This window comes from Erwinia sp. SLM-02 (assembly GCF_037450285.1).
In the GTDB taxonomy this organism is placed as follows: domain Bacteria; phylum Pseudomonadota; class Gammaproteobacteria; order Enterobacterales; family Enterobacteriaceae; genus Erwinia.
In genome coordinates this window covers 508,468-528,973 of the sequence record NZ_JAQISN010000003.1, presented here as the reverse complement: position 1 = coordinate 528,973, position 20,506 = coordinate 508,468, and the positions used below count along the sequence as shown (strand labels likewise).

The window sequence follows — 20,506 nt, the reverse complement described above, 5'->3', positions numbered from 1 at the left end:
CTCAGCCGGCTGGCTGCGGCGAACGGGCGGTCAGGTGATAGTGCTGCTGATGAGTCACCGGCAATCCCTGGACAGATAACACCTCAAGCCCCTCTTCCGTCGGGCGGAAGAGCTTCTTCTCGCCGTTCATTGCCACCAGGGTCAGCGTGTCTGCCGTTCGCGCCCATTTTCCATACTGCGCAAAGCGCATTCCTTTAGCACCGGCTTCCCGCTGCTCCAGCACATAGCTGCCGTCGGCAGCCAGGAAAAGCGAAGATTCACTGTCGCGGCAGTTTTGCCCGCAGGGCATCAGGCCACTGTAACTCTGACGCATAGGTTCCAGCGCCGCATACTGCTGCGGGGACTGATGGTTATTACAGCCAATCAGCGTGGCCAGTACCAGTGCGGCACCCAAAGTGAGTAAAACCGTTTTCATCGCATCTCCTGCTGCCTGAATAGTAGAACCGGGGTCCGTTAGTCGTTGCGCACCTTACCGCGTAGCGATTTGGTCGACGATTTACGCGCTTTGCTCTCCAGCCTGCGCTTTTTCGATGCCAGCGTCGGGCGCGTATTACGGCGAACCTTTTCAACAACCGTCAGTTCGAGAATTAAATTCTCCAGTCTTCTTAATGCCGCCTCACGGTTCATGTCCTGGCTGCGGTATTCCTGCGCCTTGATAATCACTATGCCTTCAGGCGTAATCAAATGATGACTGGCGGCCAGCATGCGTGACTGATAAAACTCGGGCAGGCTGGAGGCCCGGATATCGAAACGCAAATGAATGGCCGTAGAGCTTTTATTCACGTGCTGCCCACCCGCGCCCTGCGCACGAATCGCAGTAATGTCGATTTCGGCATCGGGGATGGTGACATTACGTGAAAGAATAATCATGGCTTCTTACCTGCATCCAACCACGTCTCAAACTGAATTTCAAGGTGATGACTGTCATCAGACAGCCAGATTGTGCCGTCCTGAATCGTCGCCTGCAGCTGCATTGAACGCGAAGCCAGCTGGGTCAGTGCGCTAAGCTGTTCATCGTTCAGGTAACGGATGGACAGATTATCCTGCTGCGCCATTTTGTTCTGGTTCTGCTGCCACCACGGCTGCGCTGCGCGCCAGTTATAGGTATACAGCCAGACATGCTGCGAACGACTGCAGGCTTTTTTAATACGCCGCTCTTCAGGCAGCCCCAGATCTACCCACAGGTCGATGCCGTTATGATCGTTAAGCTGCCAGATTTCCGGCTCATCCTCGGCGCTTAAGCCACGGGTAAAGGTTAAACGTTCATGAGCATGCATCATCCACGCCAGCAGGCGCAGCATCAGGCGCTCTTCGGTTTCAGAAGGGTGACGGGCCAGCGTTAACACGTTGTCGATAAATACATTGCGGTCCATATCCGCGACGTTAACCGTGGCTTTGTAAATCGTTGCTTTCAGTGCCATAAGGATCCTTATCTCAGTTGCCGCTCATTGTAACCCGATGGCGCAGCAATTCACCCGTTCCCGGCTGATTTCCGTTAAAAGCCTGTGCTATAGTCGATGTTAATCAGAGAAACACTCTGGAGGAGGTGCAGGTGCAAAACTATTGTGAATTAGTTCGCCGTAAATACGCCGAAATCGGCAGTGGCGATCTGGGATACGTGCCGGATGCTCTGGCCTGCGTATTGAAAGCACTCGATGAAATAGCCGGTAATCCTGAGCTAAACTCTTCCATCAGGGAACAGGCAGCCTTTGCTGCCGCTAACTTATTGGTGAGCGACTATGTTGACGAATGAAGCCTACAAACCGATCAACTGTGATGACTACGACAGCCTGGAACTCGCCTGCCAAAAACACTGGACGCTGGCGCTGACGCTGAAAAGCGGCGAACAGTTAAAAGCCAAAGCGAAAGATATCCTGTCGCGGAAAAACGTTGAATATCTGACGGTGGAAACTGCCGGGGAAACCAGCGACCTGCGTCTCGACCATATCGCCAGCTTCAGCCATCCTGAACTGGGTACCGTCGTCGTGAGCGAATCTGATTAATCCACGTTTCAACTCTTCTCCAGGGGCGCAAAACTGTGCCCCTGGCCTTCAGGGTTTAAGACCCGCGTAGTACGCCGCTAAATCATCAATATCTTCGTCACTGAGCCCGGCAACAAACGCTTTCATGACCTCCGCCTGTCCGCCACTGCGCGCACCACTTTTATACGCGTGAAGTGCCAGTCCAAGATACGCCTCATTCTGACCGGCCAGATTAGGATAAATCGGTGCAGAGGCTTTGCCATCAGCACCGTGACAGGCCATGCAGGCTGCGGATTTTTGCTGCCCGGCGCTGCTGTCACCCGCTGCAAGTACCGGCAGGCTGGTGAACAAAAACATCGCTGCCGTCAGGCTTTTTTTAAGCATAGCACTCCCTGAATTCATTGTTGCCAGCGTACCCGCCAGACGGTTTCCGCGGAAGATGATGCCCCTTCACGGGTCACAAATACCCCCAGCGCGGCAATCAGTTGTTCACCATAAAACAGCAGCGGAATGCGCTCACGCTGCCAGGGCGGAATAGCGGCCTCCTGCCAGAGCTTTTTCAGCGGGCGGCTCCCCGCCCGGCCCACGATATGAAACGCGCCCCGCGCCTGAAATCTTACGCTGACCCTCTCGGATGCCTGAGGCTGACGCAGCAATACGCCGCCACCATCCACCATGACCTGCCCCAGTTCACCCGGCAGCGGCAGCGGCAGCCAGGGCGACGCCCAGTCAAGCTGGATATTGGCCAGCGGTTCGGATGGGGTCAGCCACCACAGACGATTGCGGAAACGGCGAACCTCAGACGTCCCCAGCCGCAGGCACGGCGTGGCGTCCTCCCGGCTCAGAGCCACCTCCTGCCACAGCCGCTCCAGCCCTTCCCGCGAGGGCATCGCACCGTTTTGCCGCGCAATCCAGCGACGCAGCAGCGCGGCGCGGCGCACCGGGCTCATCGTCAGCAGCGGCGTAAAATCCAGACTGCCGTCTTCGGCGATCAGCAGATCCAGCGACTCGGCCAGCAGCTCGTCAAGCAGCTGCTCCTGCTCGCCGCACAGCGCGGCGCTGCGCGTGACGGCGGTGGAAAAATGTGGCCAGCGGTCATTCAGCAGCGGCAACACCGCTAACCGCAGGAAGTTACGATCGTAACGCGGATCCTGGTTGCTCTCGTCTTCAATCCAGCTCAGTCGATAGCGTGCCGCCCACGCCTCCAGCTGCTGACGACTAAAATCCAGCAGCGGGCGCAGGTGTCGATTATCGCCGCGCATCTGCACCGGCGACATGGCCGCCAGGCCCGCCGGGCCGCTGCCGCGCTTGAGCGCCAGCAGCAGGGTTTCACACTGATCGTCCCGGTGCTGTGCGGTCAGCAGCGTTTCTAAAGGGTCGATGTGCTGCGCGATAGCCTGATAGCGGGCGTTTCTCGCCGCCGACTCAATACCGCCGTGACGCGCATTCACCGTCACCTTCGCCACCTCCAGCGGCACCTGCCACTCCGCACACAGGCGGCGGCAGTGCGCGACCCAACCGTCCGCCTGCGGGCTGAGTCCATGATGGACGTGCAGCGCCCGCAGCCGCAGCGCCGGCCACTGCTCGCGGAGCAGCACCAGCTGATGAAGCAGCACGGTTGAGTCCAGTCCGCCGCTGTAGGCCAGCAGTACGGGCTGCTCTGCGCTAAGGGCGTGTTCAAGATGAGCAAGATCTGACATGGAAATCCTGAAGAAAACACCCGGCGCAGTACGCCGGGTTTAGAGGATCCTATTTTAAGCCTGATACAGCTCCAGGGGCAAACCATCAGGATCGCTGAAGAAGGTAAAACGCTTGCCGGTTAGCGGATCGACGCGAATATCTTCACAGGCCACGCCGCGTTCGGTCAGGTACTGCGTGGCGGCATCAATATCCTCCACGCTGAACGCCAGGTGGCGCAGGCCACAGGCTTCCGGGCGCGAAGGCCGCGACGGAGGATTGGGGAATGAAAACAGCTCAATCACATAGCTGCCGTTCAGTGCCAGATCGCCCTTCCAGGAATCACGCGCTTCGCGATAGACCTCTGCGGTAAGCGTAAAGCCCAGAATATCGCAGTAAAACGCCCGGCTGAGCGGATAGTCGCGCGCGATAATCGCAATATGATGCACCTGCTTTAACTGTAAACCGGACATGCTTCCACCTGAATCAATGCTGTTTAACCGTACCTTACGCAGCGGCAGGCCAGACCGCAACGGGTGAGATTCCGTAAATCACCCTGCAGCCCCGTCATCTTTCAACACGCGCACCAGATACTGCCCTTCTTCGGTGAGGGTTGCACCGTGTATATCGGTTTCGAAGCCGGGATAACGCTCCCCCACCGAACATAACATCAGTAGAAAATCGAGGACCGCACGGCTTTCAGCGGTGATCATCTCACCCGGCATCACCACCGGCACGCCCGGCGGATAGGGCAGGATCATATTGGCCGAAATGCGCCCCACCAGCTCGCTGATATCCACGGTTTCCACATTGCCCTTTACCTGCTGCTGGAACATCTGGTGCGGGGTGAGCTTCATCTCCGGCAGGACCGCAAACGCCTGCAGCATCAGGCGCGGTAAATCATGCTGGCAGATCAGTGAGTGGATCCCCTTCGCCAGATCCTGAATACGCATCGTGCGATAAAAGTCAGGATCCTCCGCGTACAGATCCGGCAGCATATTTTTGACCCGCAGGTTAAGATCGTAAGCCCGTTTAAATTCCGTCAACCCGCGCAGCACGCTCATCGCTTTGGTTTTATCAATGCCAATACTGAACAGGAACAGCAGATTGTAAGGCCCGGTTTTCTCCACCACGATGCCGCGCTGATCGAGGAATTTCGCCACCAGCGCAGCCGGGATCCCCTCTTCCGCCATCTCGCCAAGCTCGCTCATTCCCGGCGTAAGGATCGTCACCTTGATCGGATCGAGGTACATGTGATCGGCATCCGCATCGCGAAAACCGTGCCAGTCCTCCTCGCCCGGCTGGATCGGCCAGCATTCCGGTTCATCGATACCTTCCGGCTGCCAGATATCAAAGAACCAGCCGTCGGACTCCTCGCGCAGGCGCTGTATCTCACGGCGGAAATGCAAAGCCCGTTCAACGGAACGATTAATCAACCGCTTTCCGGGATTACCGCGCAGCATCGCCGCCGCCGTTTCAATGGAAGCGACGATCGAATAGTTGGGCGAGGTGGTGGTGTGCATCATATAGACCTCATTAAAGGTCTGTTCGTCATAATCACCCTTAATGTGGATCAGCGAAGCCTGAGAGAAAGCGGCCAGCAGCTTGTGGGTCGACTGCGTTTCATAGATCACTTTCCCCGCGGTGCGCTCGCCGCTCATACCGCTCAGCCCGCTGTAGATAGGGTGGAAATTGGTATACGGCACCCAGGCAGAGTCAAAGTGGATGGAGGGAACGTCCAGCGTCTCCTTAATATACTGTGTGTTGTACAGCAGCCCGTCGTAGGTCGAGTTAGTAATCACCGCATGGACAGGCCAGCTGGCGCGCGGCGTCCCGGCCACTTTTTGCGCAATGCTCTCCGTTGTGAACTCTCGCTTAGGAATACCGCCGAGGATCCCCAGCGCGTTGCGCGTCGGCTTCAGCCAGATTGGGATAACATCGCTCATCATCAGCAGATGGGTCAGTGACTTATGACAGTTGCGATCGACCAGCACGGTGCTTCCGGCAGGTGCCGCATACATCCCGACGATTTTATTTGAGGTCGAGGTGCCGTTGGTGACCATATAACTCTGCTCGGCGCCAAAGGTGCGGGCAATGTACTCTTCGGCCTCAAGATGCGGGCCGGTATGGTCGAGCAGCGATCCCAGTTCGGTCACCGAGATGGAAATGTCCGCCTTGAGGGTGTTAGCACCAAAGAAATCGTAAAACAGGCACCCTACCGGGCTTTTCTGGAAAGCCGTTCCGGCCATGTGTCCGGGGGTGCAGAAGGTGTACTTTCCTTCTTTAACGTAGGTGAACAGCGCGCGGGTCAGCGGCGGCGTAATGTTTTCCAGATACTCATCGGTGTACTGCCGTATCCGCAGGGCAATATCTTCTGCCGCGTTAAGCGCATACTCGAAGAACCAGATTGCCATCCGCATCTCGTTGATGCTGACGTCCATCGTCGAGTGAGTATTGATAAAGGCGTACAGCGGCAGGTATTCGTTAAGCTGATTGATTTCACTGCACAGTTCAAAGCTGTGCTCGTCCCAGTCAAATATGACGCCGCTGATGCGGGGGTTATGCTCAATCAGTTTCAGCAGGTCCGCAGCGTCGTGCGGGTAGATGGTCTGGAAGCCCTGCCGTTGCAGTGCGGCATCCAGCTGTCGGATCGGTTCATCTTTATAAAAAACGTTGTGCGGTCCTACGATCGCGATAATGTTCAAGGTGGCCTCCTGGTCACACGACTCCAGGGGATTAAGCATAGCGGATTGAAAATAAAAAGGGCCAGACATTGTCCGGCCCCTGAGGATGCTTACTGCGCGATGTTATCAGGCGTAGCCGTAATTCATCAGACGCTGATAGCGACGATCCAGCAGTTCCTCTTTGCTCAGCGCATCGAGTTCGCCCAGATCGGCCAGCAGCTGCGCTTTCAGAGAAGCGGCAATCGCCAGCGGATTACGGTGCGCGCCACCCAGCGGCTCCGGGATCACGCTGTCGATCAGGTTCAGCTCTTTCAGACGCGGGGCAATAATCCCCATCGCTTCCGCAGCCAGCGGCGCTTTATCTGCGCTTTTCCACAGAATCGACGCACAGCCTTCCGGTGAGATCACCGAGTAGGTGCTGTACTGCAGCATGTTCACTTTATCGCCCACGCCGATAGCGAGCGCGCCGCCTGAGCCACCCTCACCAATCACCGTACAGATCACCGGCACTTTCAGGCCGGACATCTCACGCAGGTTACGGGCGATGGCTTCAGACTGACCGCGCTCTTCAGCACCCACGCCAGGATAAGCACCCGGAGTATCGATAAAGGTCACGATTGGCATGTTAAAACGCTCGGCCATCTCCATCAGACGCAGCGCTTTACGGTAACCTTCCGGTGCCGGCATGCCGAAGTTACGGCGGATTTTCTCTTTGGTTTCGCGCCCTTTCTGATGACCAATGATCATCACAGGACGGCCTTCCAGACGAGCGATACCACCCACGATGGCTTTGTCATCGGCATAGGCACGGTCGCCCGCCAGCTCATCAAAATCAGTGAAAACGTTACGAACATAATCCAGCGTATAAGGACGCAGCGGATGACGCGCAAGCTGCGCGATCTGCCATGCACCTAAATCGGAGAAGATTTTACGCGTCAGTTCTACGCTTTTATCGCGCAGACGCTGAACTTCTTCATCCAGATTAATATCCAGTTTTTCATCCTGACGGCCAACCGATTTGAGCGAATCAATTTTCGCTTCAAGTTCTGCGATTGGCTGTTCAAAATCCAGGTAATTAAGACTCATAATAATCCTGTTTTAGTCAAACTCCAGTTCCACCTGCTCCGATCCTATCAACGACCGCAGATCGTTTAACAAACGATCGCTGGGCGACACGCGCCAGGTCGCGCCAAAGCGCAACTTCGCCCGCGCATCCTCTCTCTGATAGTAGAGATGTACCGGAATTGTCCCCGAACGATGGGGTTCCAGGGATTGACGGAGACGGTTCAAAAGCTGGTCATCAATTTGCCTGTCCGTCAGCGATATAGCAAGTCCACGCGCATATTTTTCGCGTGCTTCGTCGATGTCCATCATATCTCGGGCCATCATTTTAAGCCCGCCGTTGAAGTCATCAAAGCTGACCTGTCCACTGACGATCAGGATACGGTCTTTTTCCAGCATATGCTGGAATTTATCTAACGCATCTGTAAATAACATCACTTCCAGACGACCCGAACGGTCGTCAAGCGTACAGATACCAATCCGGTTACCGCGTTTTGTTACCATTACGCGGGCCGCCACCACCAGACCGGCCGCAGTGGTCATTTTGCCACGTTCGGTCGGGTGCATGTCTTTCAGGCGCAGTCCACCGACATAGCGCTCAATTTCTTTTAAATACTGATTGATCGGGTGACCGGTTAAGTAAAGCCCTAAAGTCTCTCTTTCGCCATCCAGCTGGATCTGTTCAGGCCACGGCGTTACGTCAGAATAGGACTTCTCAACCTGCTCAGGGGCTTCCGCCAGCACGCCAAACATGTCCGCCTGGCCAATCGCTTCCGCCTTCGCATGCTGATCGGCGGCCTTCAGCGCATCCGGCAGCGCGCTCATCAATGCCGCCCGGTGTGGCCCCAGACGGTCGAACGCGCCGGACATAATCAGTTTTTCCAGCACCCGCTTGTTCAGCTTTTTGGTGTCGGTCCGCGCGCAGAGGTCGAACAGTTCGCGGAAGTATCCGCCCTCGTTACGCGCCTCAATAATCGCTTCGATCGGGCCTTCGCCCACGCCCTTAATCGCCCCGATGCCGTAGACGATTTCGCCATCGTCATTGACGTGGAACTGATACAGCCCGGAGTTAATATCCGGCGGCAGCACCTTCAGGCCCATACGCCAGCACTCATCCACCAGGCCAACCACCTTCTCGGTGTTGTCCATATCGGCGGTCATAACCGCGGCCATAAACTCGGCAGGATAGTGCGCCTTCAGCCACAGGGTCTGATAGGACACCAGCGCATAGGCAGCGGAGTGTGATTTGTTAAAGCCGTACCCGGCGAATTTCTCCACCAGGTCAAAGATTTTGATCGCCAGTTCGCCGTCAACGCCGCGTGCCTTCGCGCCGTCTTCAAAGCCGCCGCGCTGCTTGGCCATTTCGACCGGGTTCTTTTTACCCATTGCACGACGCAGCATGTCCGCGCCGCCCAGGCTGTATCCCGCCAGCACCTGGGCTATCTGCATCACCTGTTCCTGGTAGAGGATGATGCCGTAGGTGGGTTCCAGCACCGGCTTCAGCGACTCGTGCTGCCACTGAATATCCGGGTAGGAGATCGCTTCACGCCCGTGCTTACGGTCAATAAAGTTATCCACCATGCCGGACTGCAGCGGCCCGGGACGGAACAGCGCAACCAGCGCGATCATATCTTCGAAGCAGTCGGGCTTCAGGCGCTTAATCAGATCCTTCATGCCGCGTGATTCCAGCTGGAATACCGCGGTGGTTTCCGAGCGCTGCAGCATGTCGAAGCTTTTCTGGTCTTCAAGCGGGATGGCGGCGATGTCGATCGGCTCCAGCCCCTCTTTTTCACGCCGGGCATTGATCATCCCCAGCGCCCAGTCGATGATCGTCAGCGTGCGCAGGCCGAGGAAGTCGAATTTGACCAGGCCCGCGTACTCCACGTCATTCTTATCGTACTGAGTGACGGGGTGGTTGCCGTTTTCATCGCAGTAAAGCGGGGCGAAGTCGGTAATTTTGGTGGGCGCGATCACCACGCCCCCGGCGTGCTTACCGGCGTTACGCGTGACGCCTTCCAGCTTACGCGCCATATCAATCAGCGCTTTAACCTCTTCATCCGCCTCATAAATTTCCGGCAGCTGCGGTTCCGCAGCAAAGGCTTTTTCCAGCGTCATGCCAGGGTCGGGGGGCACCAGCTTGGAAATACGATCGACAAAGCCGTAAGGGTGCCCAAGCACGCGCCCCACATCGCGGATAACCGCCTTCGCCGCCATCGTACCGAAGGTAATGATCTGCGATACCGCTTCACGCCCGTACATCTCGGCCACGTGATCGATGACCAGGTCGCGCTTCTCCATACAGAAGTCAACGTCGAAGTCGGGCATTGATACGCGTTCAGGGTTGAGGAAGCGTTCGAACAGCAGGTCAAACTCCAGCGGATCGAGGTCGGTAATTTTCAGCGCATAGGCGACCAGCGATCCGGCACCGGAACCACGTCCCGGCCCCACCGGCACGTCGTTATCTTTCGACCACTGGATAAACTCCATCACGATCAGGAAGTAGCCAGGGAAGCCCATCTGGTTGATAACGTTAAGTTCAATATCCAGACGATCGTCATATTCCGGGCGGCGCTCGGCGCGCAGCTGCTCGTCGGGGAACAGGAATTCCAGACGCTCTTCCAGCCCCTCTTTCGATTTCATCACCAGGAAATCTTCGGTGGTCATCTCACCGGTCGGGAACTGCGGTAGGAAGTATTCGCCGAGGCGGATCGTTACGTTACAGCGGCGGGCAATTTCGACGCTGTTTTCCAGCGCTTCCGGGATGTCCGAGAACAGCTCGCACATCTCCTCTTCGGTACGCATATACTGTTGCGGACTGTAGTTTTTAGGTCGTTTGGGATCGTCAAGCGTGAAGCCATCGTGGATCGCGACGCGGATCTCATGGGCATCAAAGTCATCTTCCTTCAGGAAGCAGACCTCGTTGGTTGCCACCACCGGGATCCCTTCGGCAATCGCCAGATCGACCGCCGCGTGCAGGTAGCTTTCTTCATCCGGCCGGCCGGTACGGATCAGTTCCAGATAGTAGCGATCGGGGAAATGAGTCTGGTAGAAGCTCAGGCACTCGGCAACGCCGGTAGGGTTACCGCGCAGCAGCATTTGGCCGACGTCGCCGCGCCGCCCACCGGAGAGCAGGATAATGCCCTGATGATGCTCAACCAGCCAGTCGCGGTCGATGGTTGGGCCTGCCGGGCCATACCCGCGCTGGTAGGCGCGGGAAATCAGCAGGGTAAGGTTTTGATAACCTTCATTGTCTGCGGCAAGGACGGTCAGCTGGCTGAGCTCATCGCCCATCAGCGGGCTGGCAACGTTGAAATCCGCGCCGATGATCGGCTTCATGCCCTGCCCGTGTGCGGTGCCGTAAAATTTGACCAGCCCGCACAGGTTGGTGAAATCTGTGATGCCAATCGCCGGCATGCCCATCTTCGCCGCATTTTTCACCAACGGGCCCGTCTTCGCCAGTCCATCGATCATGGAGTAGTCGCTGTGAACGCGTAAATGAATAAAACGAGGTTCGGCCATCTGGGATTCCGTTAAAACTGGGGAAGAAAATTACAGCGTGCGGGAGCGCGTCGCGGCGATTTCGGCGTCCAGCAGCGCATTACGCACCGGGGCAAAACTGCGGCGATGATGCGGTGTCGCACCGTGCTGCATCAGTTTCTCCCTGTGTAGCGCCGTTGGGTAGCCTTTATGCTGGGCAAAACCGTATTCGGGATACTGCAGATCCAGCTCGGCCATCTCGCGGTCACGCGTAACCTTGGCAATGATGGAGGCCGCACTGATTTCACGCACCAGGCTATCCCCTTTTACCACGGCCTGGCTGGGCATCGCCAGCGCCGGGCAGCGGTTGCCATCAATCAGTACGAAGTCCGGCATGATATGCAGACCAGCTACGGCACGCTGCATCGCCAGCATGGTGGCATGCAGAATATTAATCTGGTCGATCTCTTGCGGTTCTGCCCGCCCCAGGCTCCAGCTCAGCGCTTTCTCAACGATTTCATCGTACAGCGCCAGCCGCCGCTTTTCAGACAGTTTTTTCGAATCGGCCAGCCCCTGGATCGGGTTGGCTGGATCGAGGATCACCGCAGCGGTCACCACGGCACCGACCAGCGGGCCACGGCCCACTTCATCAACCCCGGCAATCAGCGCCGCGTTGGGATAAATAAAATCAGTCATGGACACAGCTCCAGTACGGCGGCCGCAGCCTGTTCATCCGCATTCCAGCGGATTTGATGATGCAGTTCGGCAAAGGTCGCCAGCAGCTGTTGACGGGCTTCGCCGTTAAACAACAGTGGCTCCAGCGCTGCGGCCAGCTTCTGCGGTTCGCATTCATCCTGCAGCAGCTCTTTCACCAGCTCACGCCCCGCCAGCAGGTTAGGCAATGAGACATAGTCGGTTTTAACCAGACGTTTCGCCAGCCAGAAGGTGAAAGGCTTCATGCGATAGCCCACCACCATCGGACATTTCGCCAGCATACACTCCAGTGCGGCAGTGCCGGAGGCCAGCAGTGCGGCATCGCTGGCCACCATCGCTGTACGGCCTTTGCCATCCAGCAGATGCATGGTCAGATCCGGCGCAATCTCTGCTTTGATTTTTTCAAACTGTTCGCGGCGGCGGGGATTCACCAGCGGAACGACCACTTCCAGCTGCGGGTATTTTTGACGCAGCAGCATGGCGGTTCTGAGGAAATCAGCGCTGAGCATTTCAACTTCAGCATTGCGGCTGCCCGGCAGCAAAGCGAGGCAAAGCGCATCGGGCGCAATGCCCAGTTCCTGCCGTGCGGCCAGCTTATCCGGCTCTATGGGCATCGCGTCGGCCATGGTATGGCCAATAAAGCGGCAGGGAACGTTAAAGCGGTCGTAAAAGGCTTTTTCAAACGGCAGGAAGGCCAGCACCAGGTCAGTTGCCCGGCCTATTTTGAATACCCGCTTCTGGCGCCACGCCCAGACGGACGGACTGACGTAATGAATTGTGCGGATACCCCGCTGCTTCAGCCGCTCTTCCAGCGTGATATTGAAGTCGGGCGCATCGATACCGACAAAGACATCGGGCTTCAGCTCGGTGAACCGGGCGGTTAAATCCCGACGAATATGCAGGATGCGACGCAGCCGTCCGAGCACCTCAACGATACCCATCACGGCTAATTCTTCCATCTCGTACCACGCTTCGCAGCCTTCGGCCTGCATCAGCGGGCCTGCTACGCCAACGAAACGGGCGTCAGGATGCTTTTCCTTTAGCGCGCGGATCAGACCGGCACCAAGAATATCGCCGGAGGTTTCTCCGGCGACAAGGGCAATCGTTAAGGGATGCTTAGGCATGAGTTAACGAATCAAACCCCGGGTCGAACGCGCAAAGAAGTCATAGAAAGGCTGAACTTCAGGATGCGCTTTCGCCAGCTCGGCAATCTCCGGCTTCACTTCATCCAGCGTCTTACCGCTGCGGTACAGCAGCTTGTAGGCGTTACGAATTGCATGCAGGGCTTCTTTGCTGAAGCCACGGCGCTGCAGGCCAACAAGGTTGATACCAAATGGCGTCGCGTGATTGCCCTGGGCGATGACGTAAGGCGGAACGTCCTGTGCCACGCCGGAACAGCCACCGACCATGACATGCGCGCCAATAATGCAGAACTGATGCACCGCCGTCATACCGCCGATAATTGCGAAATCATCGACGGTAACATGGCCTGCCAGCGTGGCATTGTTCGCCAGAATACAGCGATTACCAACGACGCAGTCATGGGCGATATGCGCATTCACCATCAGCAAATTATCGTCACCCAGTTTGGTCACGCCTTCAGCCTGAGCAGTACCACGGTGAATGGTCACGCTCTCGCGGATGCGGTTACGATCGCCTATCTCAACGCGGGTCGGCTCACCGTCGTACTTCAGATCCTGGTTTACCTCACCGATGGAGGCAAACTGGTAAATAGTGTTGTCCTTACCGATACGGGTATGGCCATTTACCACGACGTGCGACTTGAGGATCGTACCTTCGCCGATTGAGACATTCGCGCCTACGACGCAAAAAGGACCAATCTGAACGCCAGCGCCAATTACGGCACCGTCTTCAACGATCGAACTTGGGTGAATTACGGCGGTGCTATCAATCACGAATTAAGCCTCCCGGCTGCGGGCACACATCATTGTTGCTTCGCAGACAATTTTACCGTCAACGGTCGCCACGCCTTTAAAGCGCGTCAACCCACGGCGGGTTTTCTCGAAGGTCACTTCCATGATCATCTGGTCACCAGGCACGACCGGGCGCTTGAAGCGCGCTTCGTCAATTCCGGCAAAGTAGTACAGCTCACCAGGTTCCAGTTTCCCTACGCTTTTGAACGCCAGAATTCCCGTGGCCTGAGCCATCGCTTCCAGGATCAACACACCCGGGAAAATCGGCTTACCAGGGAAATGGCCCTGGAAAAACGGTTCGTTAACCGAGACGTTCTTCACCGCACGCAGGAACTTGTGTTCTTCGAACTCAAGTACGCGATCGACCAGCAGAAACGGGTAGCGGTGCGGTAATAATTCAATAATCTCTTCAATCTTCAGAGTATGAGTTTCAGTAGTCAAAATACTCTTCCTGTCCTAAACATTCTGATGGCATCAATAACACGGCCTGCAACAATCGGTGATCGTTAGCAGGCCGCAAATCATTTCTGTGCGCTTGGCTTTCCCTGCTTAGCATGTTCTATTTATGAAAGCTGGGCAGCGTAAGTGGTGAATCGTCGCTCAGTCTTTATCAACCTTGCGTTCAACGGCCTTTAAGCGTTTGCTCAGTTCGTCGATGTTCATCACCAGCGCTGCAGTTTTGCGCCAGGTTTTGTTGGGCTGCAGTGGAATCCCGGAAGAGTATACCCCAGGTTCGGTGATTGGTCGCATCACCATTCCCATTCCCGTGACGGTTACTTTGTCACAAATTTCCATATGACCATTAATTACGCTGGCCCCACCGATCATGCAGTAACGACCGATTTTGAGACTGCCAGCCATAATCACGCCGCCTGCAACGGCAGTGTTGTCACCGATCACAACATTGTGAGCAATCTGGCACTGGTTATCTATGATAACACCATTCCCGATTTGAGTGTTATCCAGCGCACCACGATCGATCGTCGTACAGGCACCAATCTCAACGCGATCGCCAATAATGACCGTGCCGAGCTGAGGAATTTTCACCCAGTTGCCGCGATCGTTGGCATAGCCGAAACCGTCGGCACCAATTACCGTACCTGACTGTACCAGGCAATCGCTGCCGATCTGCACTTCATGATAGACGGTAACATTGGCCCAGAGGCGGCTACCGGCACCAATTCGCGCCTTTTTTCCCACGAAGCAGCCGGGGCCGATAACCACGTTATCACCCAGTACAACGTCGGATTCGATCACCGCATTTGCGCCAATCGAGACATTTTTACCCAGCGAGGCAGTAGAATCGATCACTGCTGCAGGCGAGATGGTTGTGGCCGGCTGCGGAGTGGTATCCAGCAGCTGCGCCATACGGGCATAGGTCAGATAAGGGTTTTTCACCACCAACGCCGCGCCGGTAAAGCATTCGCGGTCTGCGTCTAACAGCACCACGGCAGACGCCTGACAGGAGGCCAGCTGTTCACGATAACGGCTGTTGGAAAGGAAAGTGATCTGACCGGTTTGAGCGGATTGCATAGAAGCAATGCCGGAGATGACGATATCGCCATCTCCGTGCAATTCTGCATCCAACTGCTGGGCTAAATCAGCCAGTCGAATTGAAGACATGTATTATTTAACCTGTTTCAGGACATCTGCAGTGATGTCTTTCGCTTTAGCCGAGTAGGCTACCGCATTCTGGTCGATAACCACATCATAGCCTTCGCTATCCGCAACTTTCTGCACAGCATCCTGGATGCGGGTCAGAATTTTGTTACGTTCTTCAGCCTGACGACGACGGTTATCCTGCTCGAAAGCCTGAGCTTTGGTTGAGAAGGTTTCGCGCTGAGCCATCACGTCTTTTTCCAGACGGCTACGGTCGCTGGCTTTCATGGTTGAACCGTCACGCTGTAAACGCTGCATTTTAGTTTGCAGATCGCGTTCCATACCCTGCAGTTCGGTCGCACGGCCTTTGAATTCATTCTCAAGCTGCTTCGCAACGGTCGCACGCGCTGGTAACTGTTGGAAAATGCTGGAAACGTTCACCACTGCGATTTTGTCAGCTGCCTGGGCTCCAGCGGAAACCGCCATAGCAATACCCAGACCTGCGGCACACAACAACTTTTTCACTATAAACTCCTTACCATCAACGTTTGTGTCACAGACACATGTGTTGCGCATGGTGTGGCCTGCTTAAACAGGCCATCACTTAACTGCGCGATACTCTTTTGCGTACTTCCCTGCTACACCGAATTACCAGGTTTTACCAATGTTAAACTGGAACTGTTCGGCTTTATCTCCATCATACTTTTTGAACGGCTGAGCGTAGGAGAACACCAGTGGACCTAACGGTGACATCCACTGCAACGCTAAACCGGCAGACATACGAATGTTGCTTGGATCGCTGTAGTCAGGAATACCCGCTGCACGCGTCTCAGCCGTATTTTCCCACTTAGTATCCCAGACCGTACCTGCATCCACAAACAGTGATGTCCGTACCGAGTTAGAGTACTTCTCACTGATAAATGGCGTCGGCGTAATCAGCTCAAGGCTGGCAACGGCCATGGCGTTACCACCAATCGCATCGTCTGAATTACACACTTTGTTCACGTCAGTGCCGGAGCAGTCTGAAGAACCATTGTTCAGGTATGACGCTTTCGGACCAATGTTATTGGAGCGGAAGCCACGCACGGTGCTGGAACCACCGGCATAGAAGTTTTCATAGAACGGCAGTTCTTTGCCGCTCAGACCGTCACCATAGCCTACACGACCACGGCCTAACATCACCCAGGTGCGGTCCTGGTTTAGCGGCAGATACTGCTGCGTATCCAGCGTTGCTTTGTAGAAGGCATTGTCGGAACCAGGGATTGTCACCTTACCATTCAGGTTAGTACGGTTACCGGACGTCGGGAAGAAACCGCGGTCCAGGGTGTTGTACGTCCAGCCATAGTTAAAGGTGAAGTCATCAGCCGAGTAGTCTTCATCACCGTCAAGCGTCGGGTTTTTCCCAACGGAACGCAGATAGCGCCACATGGTGACCTGAGGCTGCATGTTGGACAGGCTGTTATGCACATAGCCCAGACCCACGCGCAGGGTATTGTTCTCGTTCACCGGGAAGCCCAGCGTGCCGTCTAAACCATAGCTTTTGTTGGTATAGTCGGACAGGTCGGCATCATCGGCTTTAAAGTCGTTATAGAACAGACGACCGCCCAGGCTGACACCGTCGACCGTGAAGTACGGGTCGGTCAGTGAGAATTCAGCGTAGGTCTGATAATCGTTTTTGGTACCGCTGATACCAACGGTATTACCCGTACCCAGCCAGTTATCCTGGGTCACACCCACCTGGAAGCTGACGCCGCTTTCGGTGCCGTAGCCGATACCAAAGTTCAGCGTACCGGTGTTACGTTCTTTCACCTTATAAACTACGTCAACCTGGTCCGGCGAGCCGGGAACGCGCTGGGTGTCGGTGTCCACGGTTTCGAAGTAGCCAAGGCGATTCAGACGCTCTTTGCCCTGCTCAACCAGGTCACTGCCCAGCCATGCCCCTTCCATCTGGCGCATTTCGCGGCGCAGCACGGAATCTTTCGAGGTATCGTTACCCTCGAAGCGGACCTTACGCACGTAGTAACGGTTGCCGGCATCCACATTCACATGCAGCTTAACGGTCTTGTTACTGTCGTCGATTTCAGGCTGAGTCTGTACGCGCGGATAGGCATAGCCATAGCGGCCCAGAAGCTTCTTGATATCGTCTTCCATGCGGGTCACTTTGGCGCCGTTATAGAGCTCGCCCGGGGTGATTTTCGTCAGCCCTTCGATCTCGGCAGAGTGCCCGGCCAGGTTGCCGTTTACCGTCACGCCAGAAAGCTTGTACTGATCGCCTTCGGTGATGTTGACGGTAATGTAGATGCCTTTTTTATCCGGCGTCAGGCTGACCTGGGTAGAGTCAATGTTGAAACGGGCATAGCCGCGATCCAGATAGAAGCTGCGCAGGGTTTCAAGGTCACCGGCCAGTTTCTGTTTCTGATATTTACGATCGCCCACCACGTTCCACCACGGCACTTCGTCGCGCAGCTGGAACCGGGAGATCAGCTCTTCTGAGCTGTAGGCTTTGTTACCCACGATGTTGATCTGCTGAATCTGTGCAGAAACACCTTCGGTAAACACCAGCTTCAGGTCAACACGGTTACGCGGCAGTGGCGTAACAACCGCCTTCACGCTGGCGCTGTATTTACCGACGCTGTAGTAGAAGTCTTCCAGTCCCTTTTCAATGGAGGAAATGGTGGTGCGATCCAGTGCTTCACCCACACGCACGCCAGAAGCTTCGAGATTTTGCTTCAGCATGTCCTCTTTCACCGCTTTGTTACCGGAGAAAGTGATGCTGGCAATTGTCGGACGCTCTTTAACCTGAACAATCAGCGTTTCGCCGTCGCGCAGTACCTGAACGTCTTCAAAATTCCCGGTCGCAAAAAGTGCGCGAATGGTATTACTGAGATCTTCATCGGAGACGGTGTCTCCTACACGGACGGGCATACTGAGCAATGCCGCACCGACGGCGACTCGCTGCAGGCCTTCGAAATGAATATCCTTCACTACGAATCCGTCTGCACCGTATACGGTAGCGCTGCTGAGCAGCAGCGACGCTATGAGCAACTTTTTCATCGCCATCGTTGTTATGCATTCTTCCTAACTGGTTCTCATCGCCTTAGGGGATTTCGCCTCACGCGGGCCTGTTATGGCCTTCGCTGGCTAATTCCTGAGCTCCTAGAGGCGCGAGAAATCATTGAATAGTGCAAGCCCCATTAACAGCACCAGCAAAATAGAGCCGATACGATAACTGAAGTCCTGAACTCGCTCGGACACCGGCTTCCCTTTGACCTTTTCGATCGCCAGGAACAACAAATGTCCACCATCTAACACCGGCAGTGGGAACAGGTTGATTATCCCAAGGTTCACGCTAATCAGAGCGAGGAACATCAGATAATAAATCAAGCCATACTCCGCAGACATCCCAGCCCCTTGGGCGATAGAGATCGGCCCGCTGAGATTGTTCAGCTTCACATCACCGACAATCAGTTTACCCAGCATGCTTACCGTGAGCTTCATCAGCTGCCAGGTTTTCGCGCTGGCTTCGCCGATGGCGGCAAACGGCCCATACTGGCGTACCGTTCTGTACTCTTCCGGCAGAGGGATAAACCGCGGGACAACCCCGGCAAACCCTTCTGCTTTATTACGTGGATTGACGTCCGGCGTCAGCGTTAAATCAACCGTGCCGCCCTGACGCTCAACCTGCAGTGCGATTGCCGTTCCCGGATTTTCCCGCACCGTCGTGACAAAATCCTGCCACTGGTCCAGCGGCTGACCACTGACTTTAACGATCCTGTCGCCCGCTTGCAAACCCGCCTTGCTTGCCGCCGAGTTCTTCTGCACCTGCGCCAGGGTTGTTTCTATCTGCGGACCACGGGGCTGAATCCCCAGGGCCGCAACCGGATCCTGCTTATCGGGTTCGAACTGCCAGTTACGCAGATCGATGCGCCTGTCACTCGTCTGTTCGCTACCGAACGGCGCTACGCTGACGGTGGTGCTTTCATCACCAATCTTCGCAACGAGTGCCATACGCACAGCATCCCAATCAGGCGTTTCGATACCGTCAACGGCTTTAAGTTCCATCCCTGGGGTAATTTGCGCAGCGGCGGCAGGCGAATTGCTGGTTATTTCGCCAATAACCGGGCGCACGCCAGGGACGCCGATGATAAACACCAGCCAGTAGGCAATGATAGCAAAGATGAAGTTGGCCATTGGCCCGGCGCCAATAATGGCCGCGCGCTGGAGGACGGTTTTGTTATTGAAGGATTGATGACGCAGTTCAGGCGGCACGCTCTCAACGCGCTCATCCAGCATCTTGACGTAGCCGCCCAGTGGGATCAGGGCGATAACGTACTCGGTCCCCTGCTTATCACGACGACGCCACAGCGCTTTGCCAAAACCGACCGAGAAGCGTTCGACTTTAACGCCGCAGCGGCGGGCCACCCAAAAGTGACCAAACTCGTGCACGGTGATTAAAATCCCCAGGGCAACGATAAAAGCGGCAAGACTCCAGAGTACGCTCAACATAATGTTTCCCTACAGCGTCCCAAACACCAGCAGTAAAAGACAGGCAAAAACAGGAACCGCCGCGGTCAGACTATCAATTCGGTCAAGGATACCGCCGTGTCCGGGGATCAGATTACCGCTGTCCTTGATACCCGCTTCACGTTTGAACATGCTCTCGGTCAAATCGCCCAGTACCGAGGCCAGCGCAGCCGCAATCGAACAGACCAGCAGCGTACCCAGCGAAACCTCCAGCGGCGCAAACGCGCTGAATAACCACGAGAGCAGTGCAGAAGTGACCAGCCCGCCGAGGAAGCCTTCCCAGGTTTTGCCCGGAGAAACTTTCGGCGCCAGCTTATGTTTGCCAAACAGCTTGCCAAACATATACGCACCGGAATCGGCTCCCCACACCAGCAGCATCACGTACAGCAGCCACCAGGCACCGGCGAAGTGGTCGGATTCGTAATGGTACTGGCGTAGCGCCAACATGCCCCAGAAGAACGGCACAATGGTGAGCAGACCAAATATCAGCCGTAACGGCTTCGAGGTCCGCCAGAGCGCTGCAGAACCGGGGTAGAACAGCACCAGCAGCAGCGCAGCAATCCACCAGCCCAGAGCCAGCCAGAGCGCACCGCTAACCTGCGGCAGCTGAACCAGATGTTGATAAGCCGGGAGCGTGATGAGCATAAAGGCCAGTAGCAGACCGCAGAGCAGTGCCAGCCAGATCCGCTGCGAACGCGAAGCAAAGCCGCAGAACTGCCCCCATTCCCAGGCAGCCAGCATGCTAATCACTAAAATAACGATCTCAAATCCTAGCGGAGGCAGCAGAAACAGCGCCGCAATCACAATCGGAATTAAAATAAATGCGGTAATCAGGCGAGACTTTAGCAAAGAT

General features: G+C 55.8%; 20 protein-coding genes. 2 read left to right on the top strand and 18 right to left on the bottom strand.

Translation table 11 applies throughout. The features are described 5' to 3' along the window. Position 1: 1 nt before the first annotated feature. From PGH32_RS19270 to PGH32_RS19260, 3 genes are read right to left on the bottom strand one after another with little or no spacing between them, the layout of a single operon-like run. Positions 2 to 415: a copper resistance protein NlpE N-terminal domain-containing protein gene (locus PGH32_RS19270; protein WP_337894864.1), complete on the bottom strand. Its 414-nt coding sequence runs from the start codon at positions 413 to 415 to the stop codon at positions 2 to 4. A 38-nt stretch (positions 416 to 453) separates the two neighbouring features. Beyond that, complete coding sequence (arfB, locus tag PGH32_RS19265) at positions 454 to 870, bottom strand: alternative ribosome rescue aminoacyl-tRNA hydrolase ArfB (protein WP_314420958.1); 417 nt, start codon at positions 868 to 870, stop codon at positions 454 to 456. Further along, entirely contained in the window at positions 867 to 1,421 is a 555-nt protein-coding gene (locus PGH32_RS19260) for a YaeQ family protein (protein ID WP_314420959.1), read from the bottom strand. The genes arfB and PGH32_RS19260 overlap by 4 nt, the downstream gene beginning before the upstream one ends. 131 nt (positions 1,422 to 1,552) lie before the next feature. Here PGH32_RS19260 and PGH32_RS19255 point away from each other — a divergent pair, with 131 nt between their 5' ends. Both PGH32_RS19255 and rof read left to right on the top strand, forming a co-directional pair. After that, a complete protein-coding gene (locus PGH32_RS19255; protein WP_105595462.1) occupies positions 1,553 to 1,753 on the top strand; it encodes a YaeP family protein in 201 nt (66 codons plus the stop codon). After that, positions 1,740 to 2,003, top strand: a complete 264-nt coding sequence (gene rof, locus PGH32_RS19250; protein ID WP_314420964.1) for a Rho-binding antiterminator — start codon at positions 1,740 to 1,742, stop codon at positions 2,001 to 2,003. Before PGH32_RS19255 ends, rof begins: the two co-directional genes overlap by 14 nt. A 48-nt stretch (positions 2,004 to 2,051) precedes the next feature. Here rof and PGH32_RS19245 read toward each other — a convergent pair whose 3' ends face one another. The 15 genes from PGH32_RS19245 to cdsA all read right to left on the bottom strand — a co-directional run bounded on the left by PGH32_RS19245 (position 2,052) and on the right by cdsA (position 20,502). Then, positions 2,052 to 2,366, bottom strand: a complete 315-nt coding sequence (locus PGH32_RS19245) for a c-type cytochrome (RefSeq protein WP_337894863.1) — start codon at positions 2,364 to 2,366, stop codon at positions 2,052 to 2,054. Between the two features lie 14 nt (positions 2,367 to 2,380). Then, positions 2,381 to 3,682: a tRNA lysidine(34) synthetase TilS gene (gene tilS, locus PGH32_RS19240; protein WP_337894862.1), complete on the bottom strand. Its 1,302-nt coding sequence runs from the start codon at positions 3,680 to 3,682 to the stop codon at positions 2,381 to 2,383. Between the two features lie 54 nt (positions 3,683 to 3,736). Further along, a complete protein-coding gene (locus tag PGH32_RS19235; protein ID WP_314420968.1) occupies positions 3,737 to 4,132 on the bottom strand; it encodes a VOC family protein in 396 nt (131 codons plus the stop codon). 78 nt (positions 4,133 to 4,210) lie between these two features. Then, the gene (locus PGH32_RS19230) at positions 4,211 to 6,364 is read right to left on the bottom strand and encodes a lysine decarboxylase LdcC (protein WP_337894861.1); all 2,154 of its coding nucleotides are present in this window, start codon (positions 6,362 to 6,364) and stop codon (positions 4,211 to 4,213) included. A 105-nt stretch (positions 6,365 to 6,469) separates the two neighbouring features. After that, entirely contained in the window at positions 6,470 to 7,429 is a 960-nt protein-coding gene (gene accA, locus PGH32_RS19225; protein ID WP_314420971.1) for an acetyl-CoA carboxylase carboxyl transferase subunit alpha, read from the bottom strand. Between the two features lie 12 nt (positions 7,430 to 7,441). Next, positions 7,442 to 10,924 (bottom strand): DNA polymerase III subunit alpha, encoded by a 3,483-nt coding sequence (gene dnaE / locus PGH32_RS19220; RefSeq protein WP_337894860.1) that lies wholly within the window; start codon positions 10,922 to 10,924, stop codon positions 7,442 to 7,444. A gap of 30 nt (positions 10,925 to 10,954) precedes the next feature. Next, positions 10,955 to 11,578 (bottom strand): ribonuclease HII, encoded by a 624-nt coding sequence (rnhB, locus tag PGH32_RS19215; RefSeq protein WP_337894859.1) that lies wholly within the window; start codon positions 11,576 to 11,578, stop codon positions 10,955 to 10,957. After that, positions 11,575 to 12,720 (bottom strand): lipid-A-disaccharide synthase, encoded by a 1,146-nt coding sequence (lpxB, locus tag PGH32_RS19210; RefSeq protein ID WP_337894858.1) that lies wholly within the window; start codon positions 12,718 to 12,720, stop codon positions 11,575 to 11,577. The genes rnhB and lpxB overlap by 4 nt, the downstream gene beginning before the upstream one ends. Before the next feature lie 3 nt (positions 12,721 to 12,723). Beyond that, positions 12,724 to 13,512: an acyl-ACP--UDP-N-acetylglucosamine O-acyltransferase gene (lpxA, locus tag PGH32_RS19205; RefSeq protein WP_314420976.1), complete on the bottom strand. Its 789-nt coding sequence runs from the start codon at positions 13,510 to 13,512 to the stop codon at positions 12,724 to 12,726. 3 nt (positions 13,513 to 13,515) lie between these two features. Beyond that, complete coding sequence (fabZ, locus tag PGH32_RS19200; protein ID WP_024965665.1) at positions 13,516 to 13,971, bottom strand: 3-hydroxyacyl-ACP dehydratase FabZ; 456 nt, start codon at positions 13,969 to 13,971, stop codon at positions 13,516 to 13,518. Between the two features lie 159 nt (positions 13,972 to 14,130). After that, positions 14,131 to 15,153, bottom strand: a complete 1,023-nt coding sequence (gene lpxD, locus PGH32_RS19195) for a UDP-3-O-(3-hydroxymyristoyl)glucosamine N-acyltransferase (RefSeq protein ID WP_314420978.1) — start codon at positions 15,151 to 15,153, stop codon at positions 14,131 to 14,133. A 3-nt stretch (positions 15,154 to 15,156) separates the two neighbouring features. After that, positions 15,157 to 15,654: a molecular chaperone Skp gene (skp, locus tag PGH32_RS19190; protein WP_200545303.1), complete on the bottom strand. Its 498-nt coding sequence runs from the start codon at positions 15,652 to 15,654 to the stop codon at positions 15,157 to 15,159. A 123-nt stretch (positions 15,655 to 15,777) separates the two neighbouring features. Further along, entirely contained in the window at positions 15,778 to 18,189 is a 2,412-nt protein-coding gene (gene bamA / locus PGH32_RS19185; protein WP_314420987.1) for an outer membrane protein assembly factor BamA, read from the bottom strand. A gap of 96 nt (positions 18,190 to 18,285) precedes the next feature. Further along, positions 18,286 to 19,635: a sigma E protease regulator RseP gene (rseP, locus tag PGH32_RS19180; RefSeq protein WP_314420990.1), complete on the bottom strand. Its 1,350-nt coding sequence runs from the start codon at positions 19,633 to 19,635 to the stop codon at positions 18,286 to 18,288. 9 nt (positions 19,636 to 19,644) lie between these two features. Beyond that, positions 19,645 to 20,502: a phosphatidate cytidylyltransferase gene (cdsA, locus tag PGH32_RS19175; protein ID WP_337894857.1), complete on the bottom strand. Its 858-nt coding sequence runs from the start codon at positions 20,500 to 20,502 to the stop codon at positions 19,645 to 19,647. Positions 20,503 to 20,506: the final 4 nt, after the last annotated feature.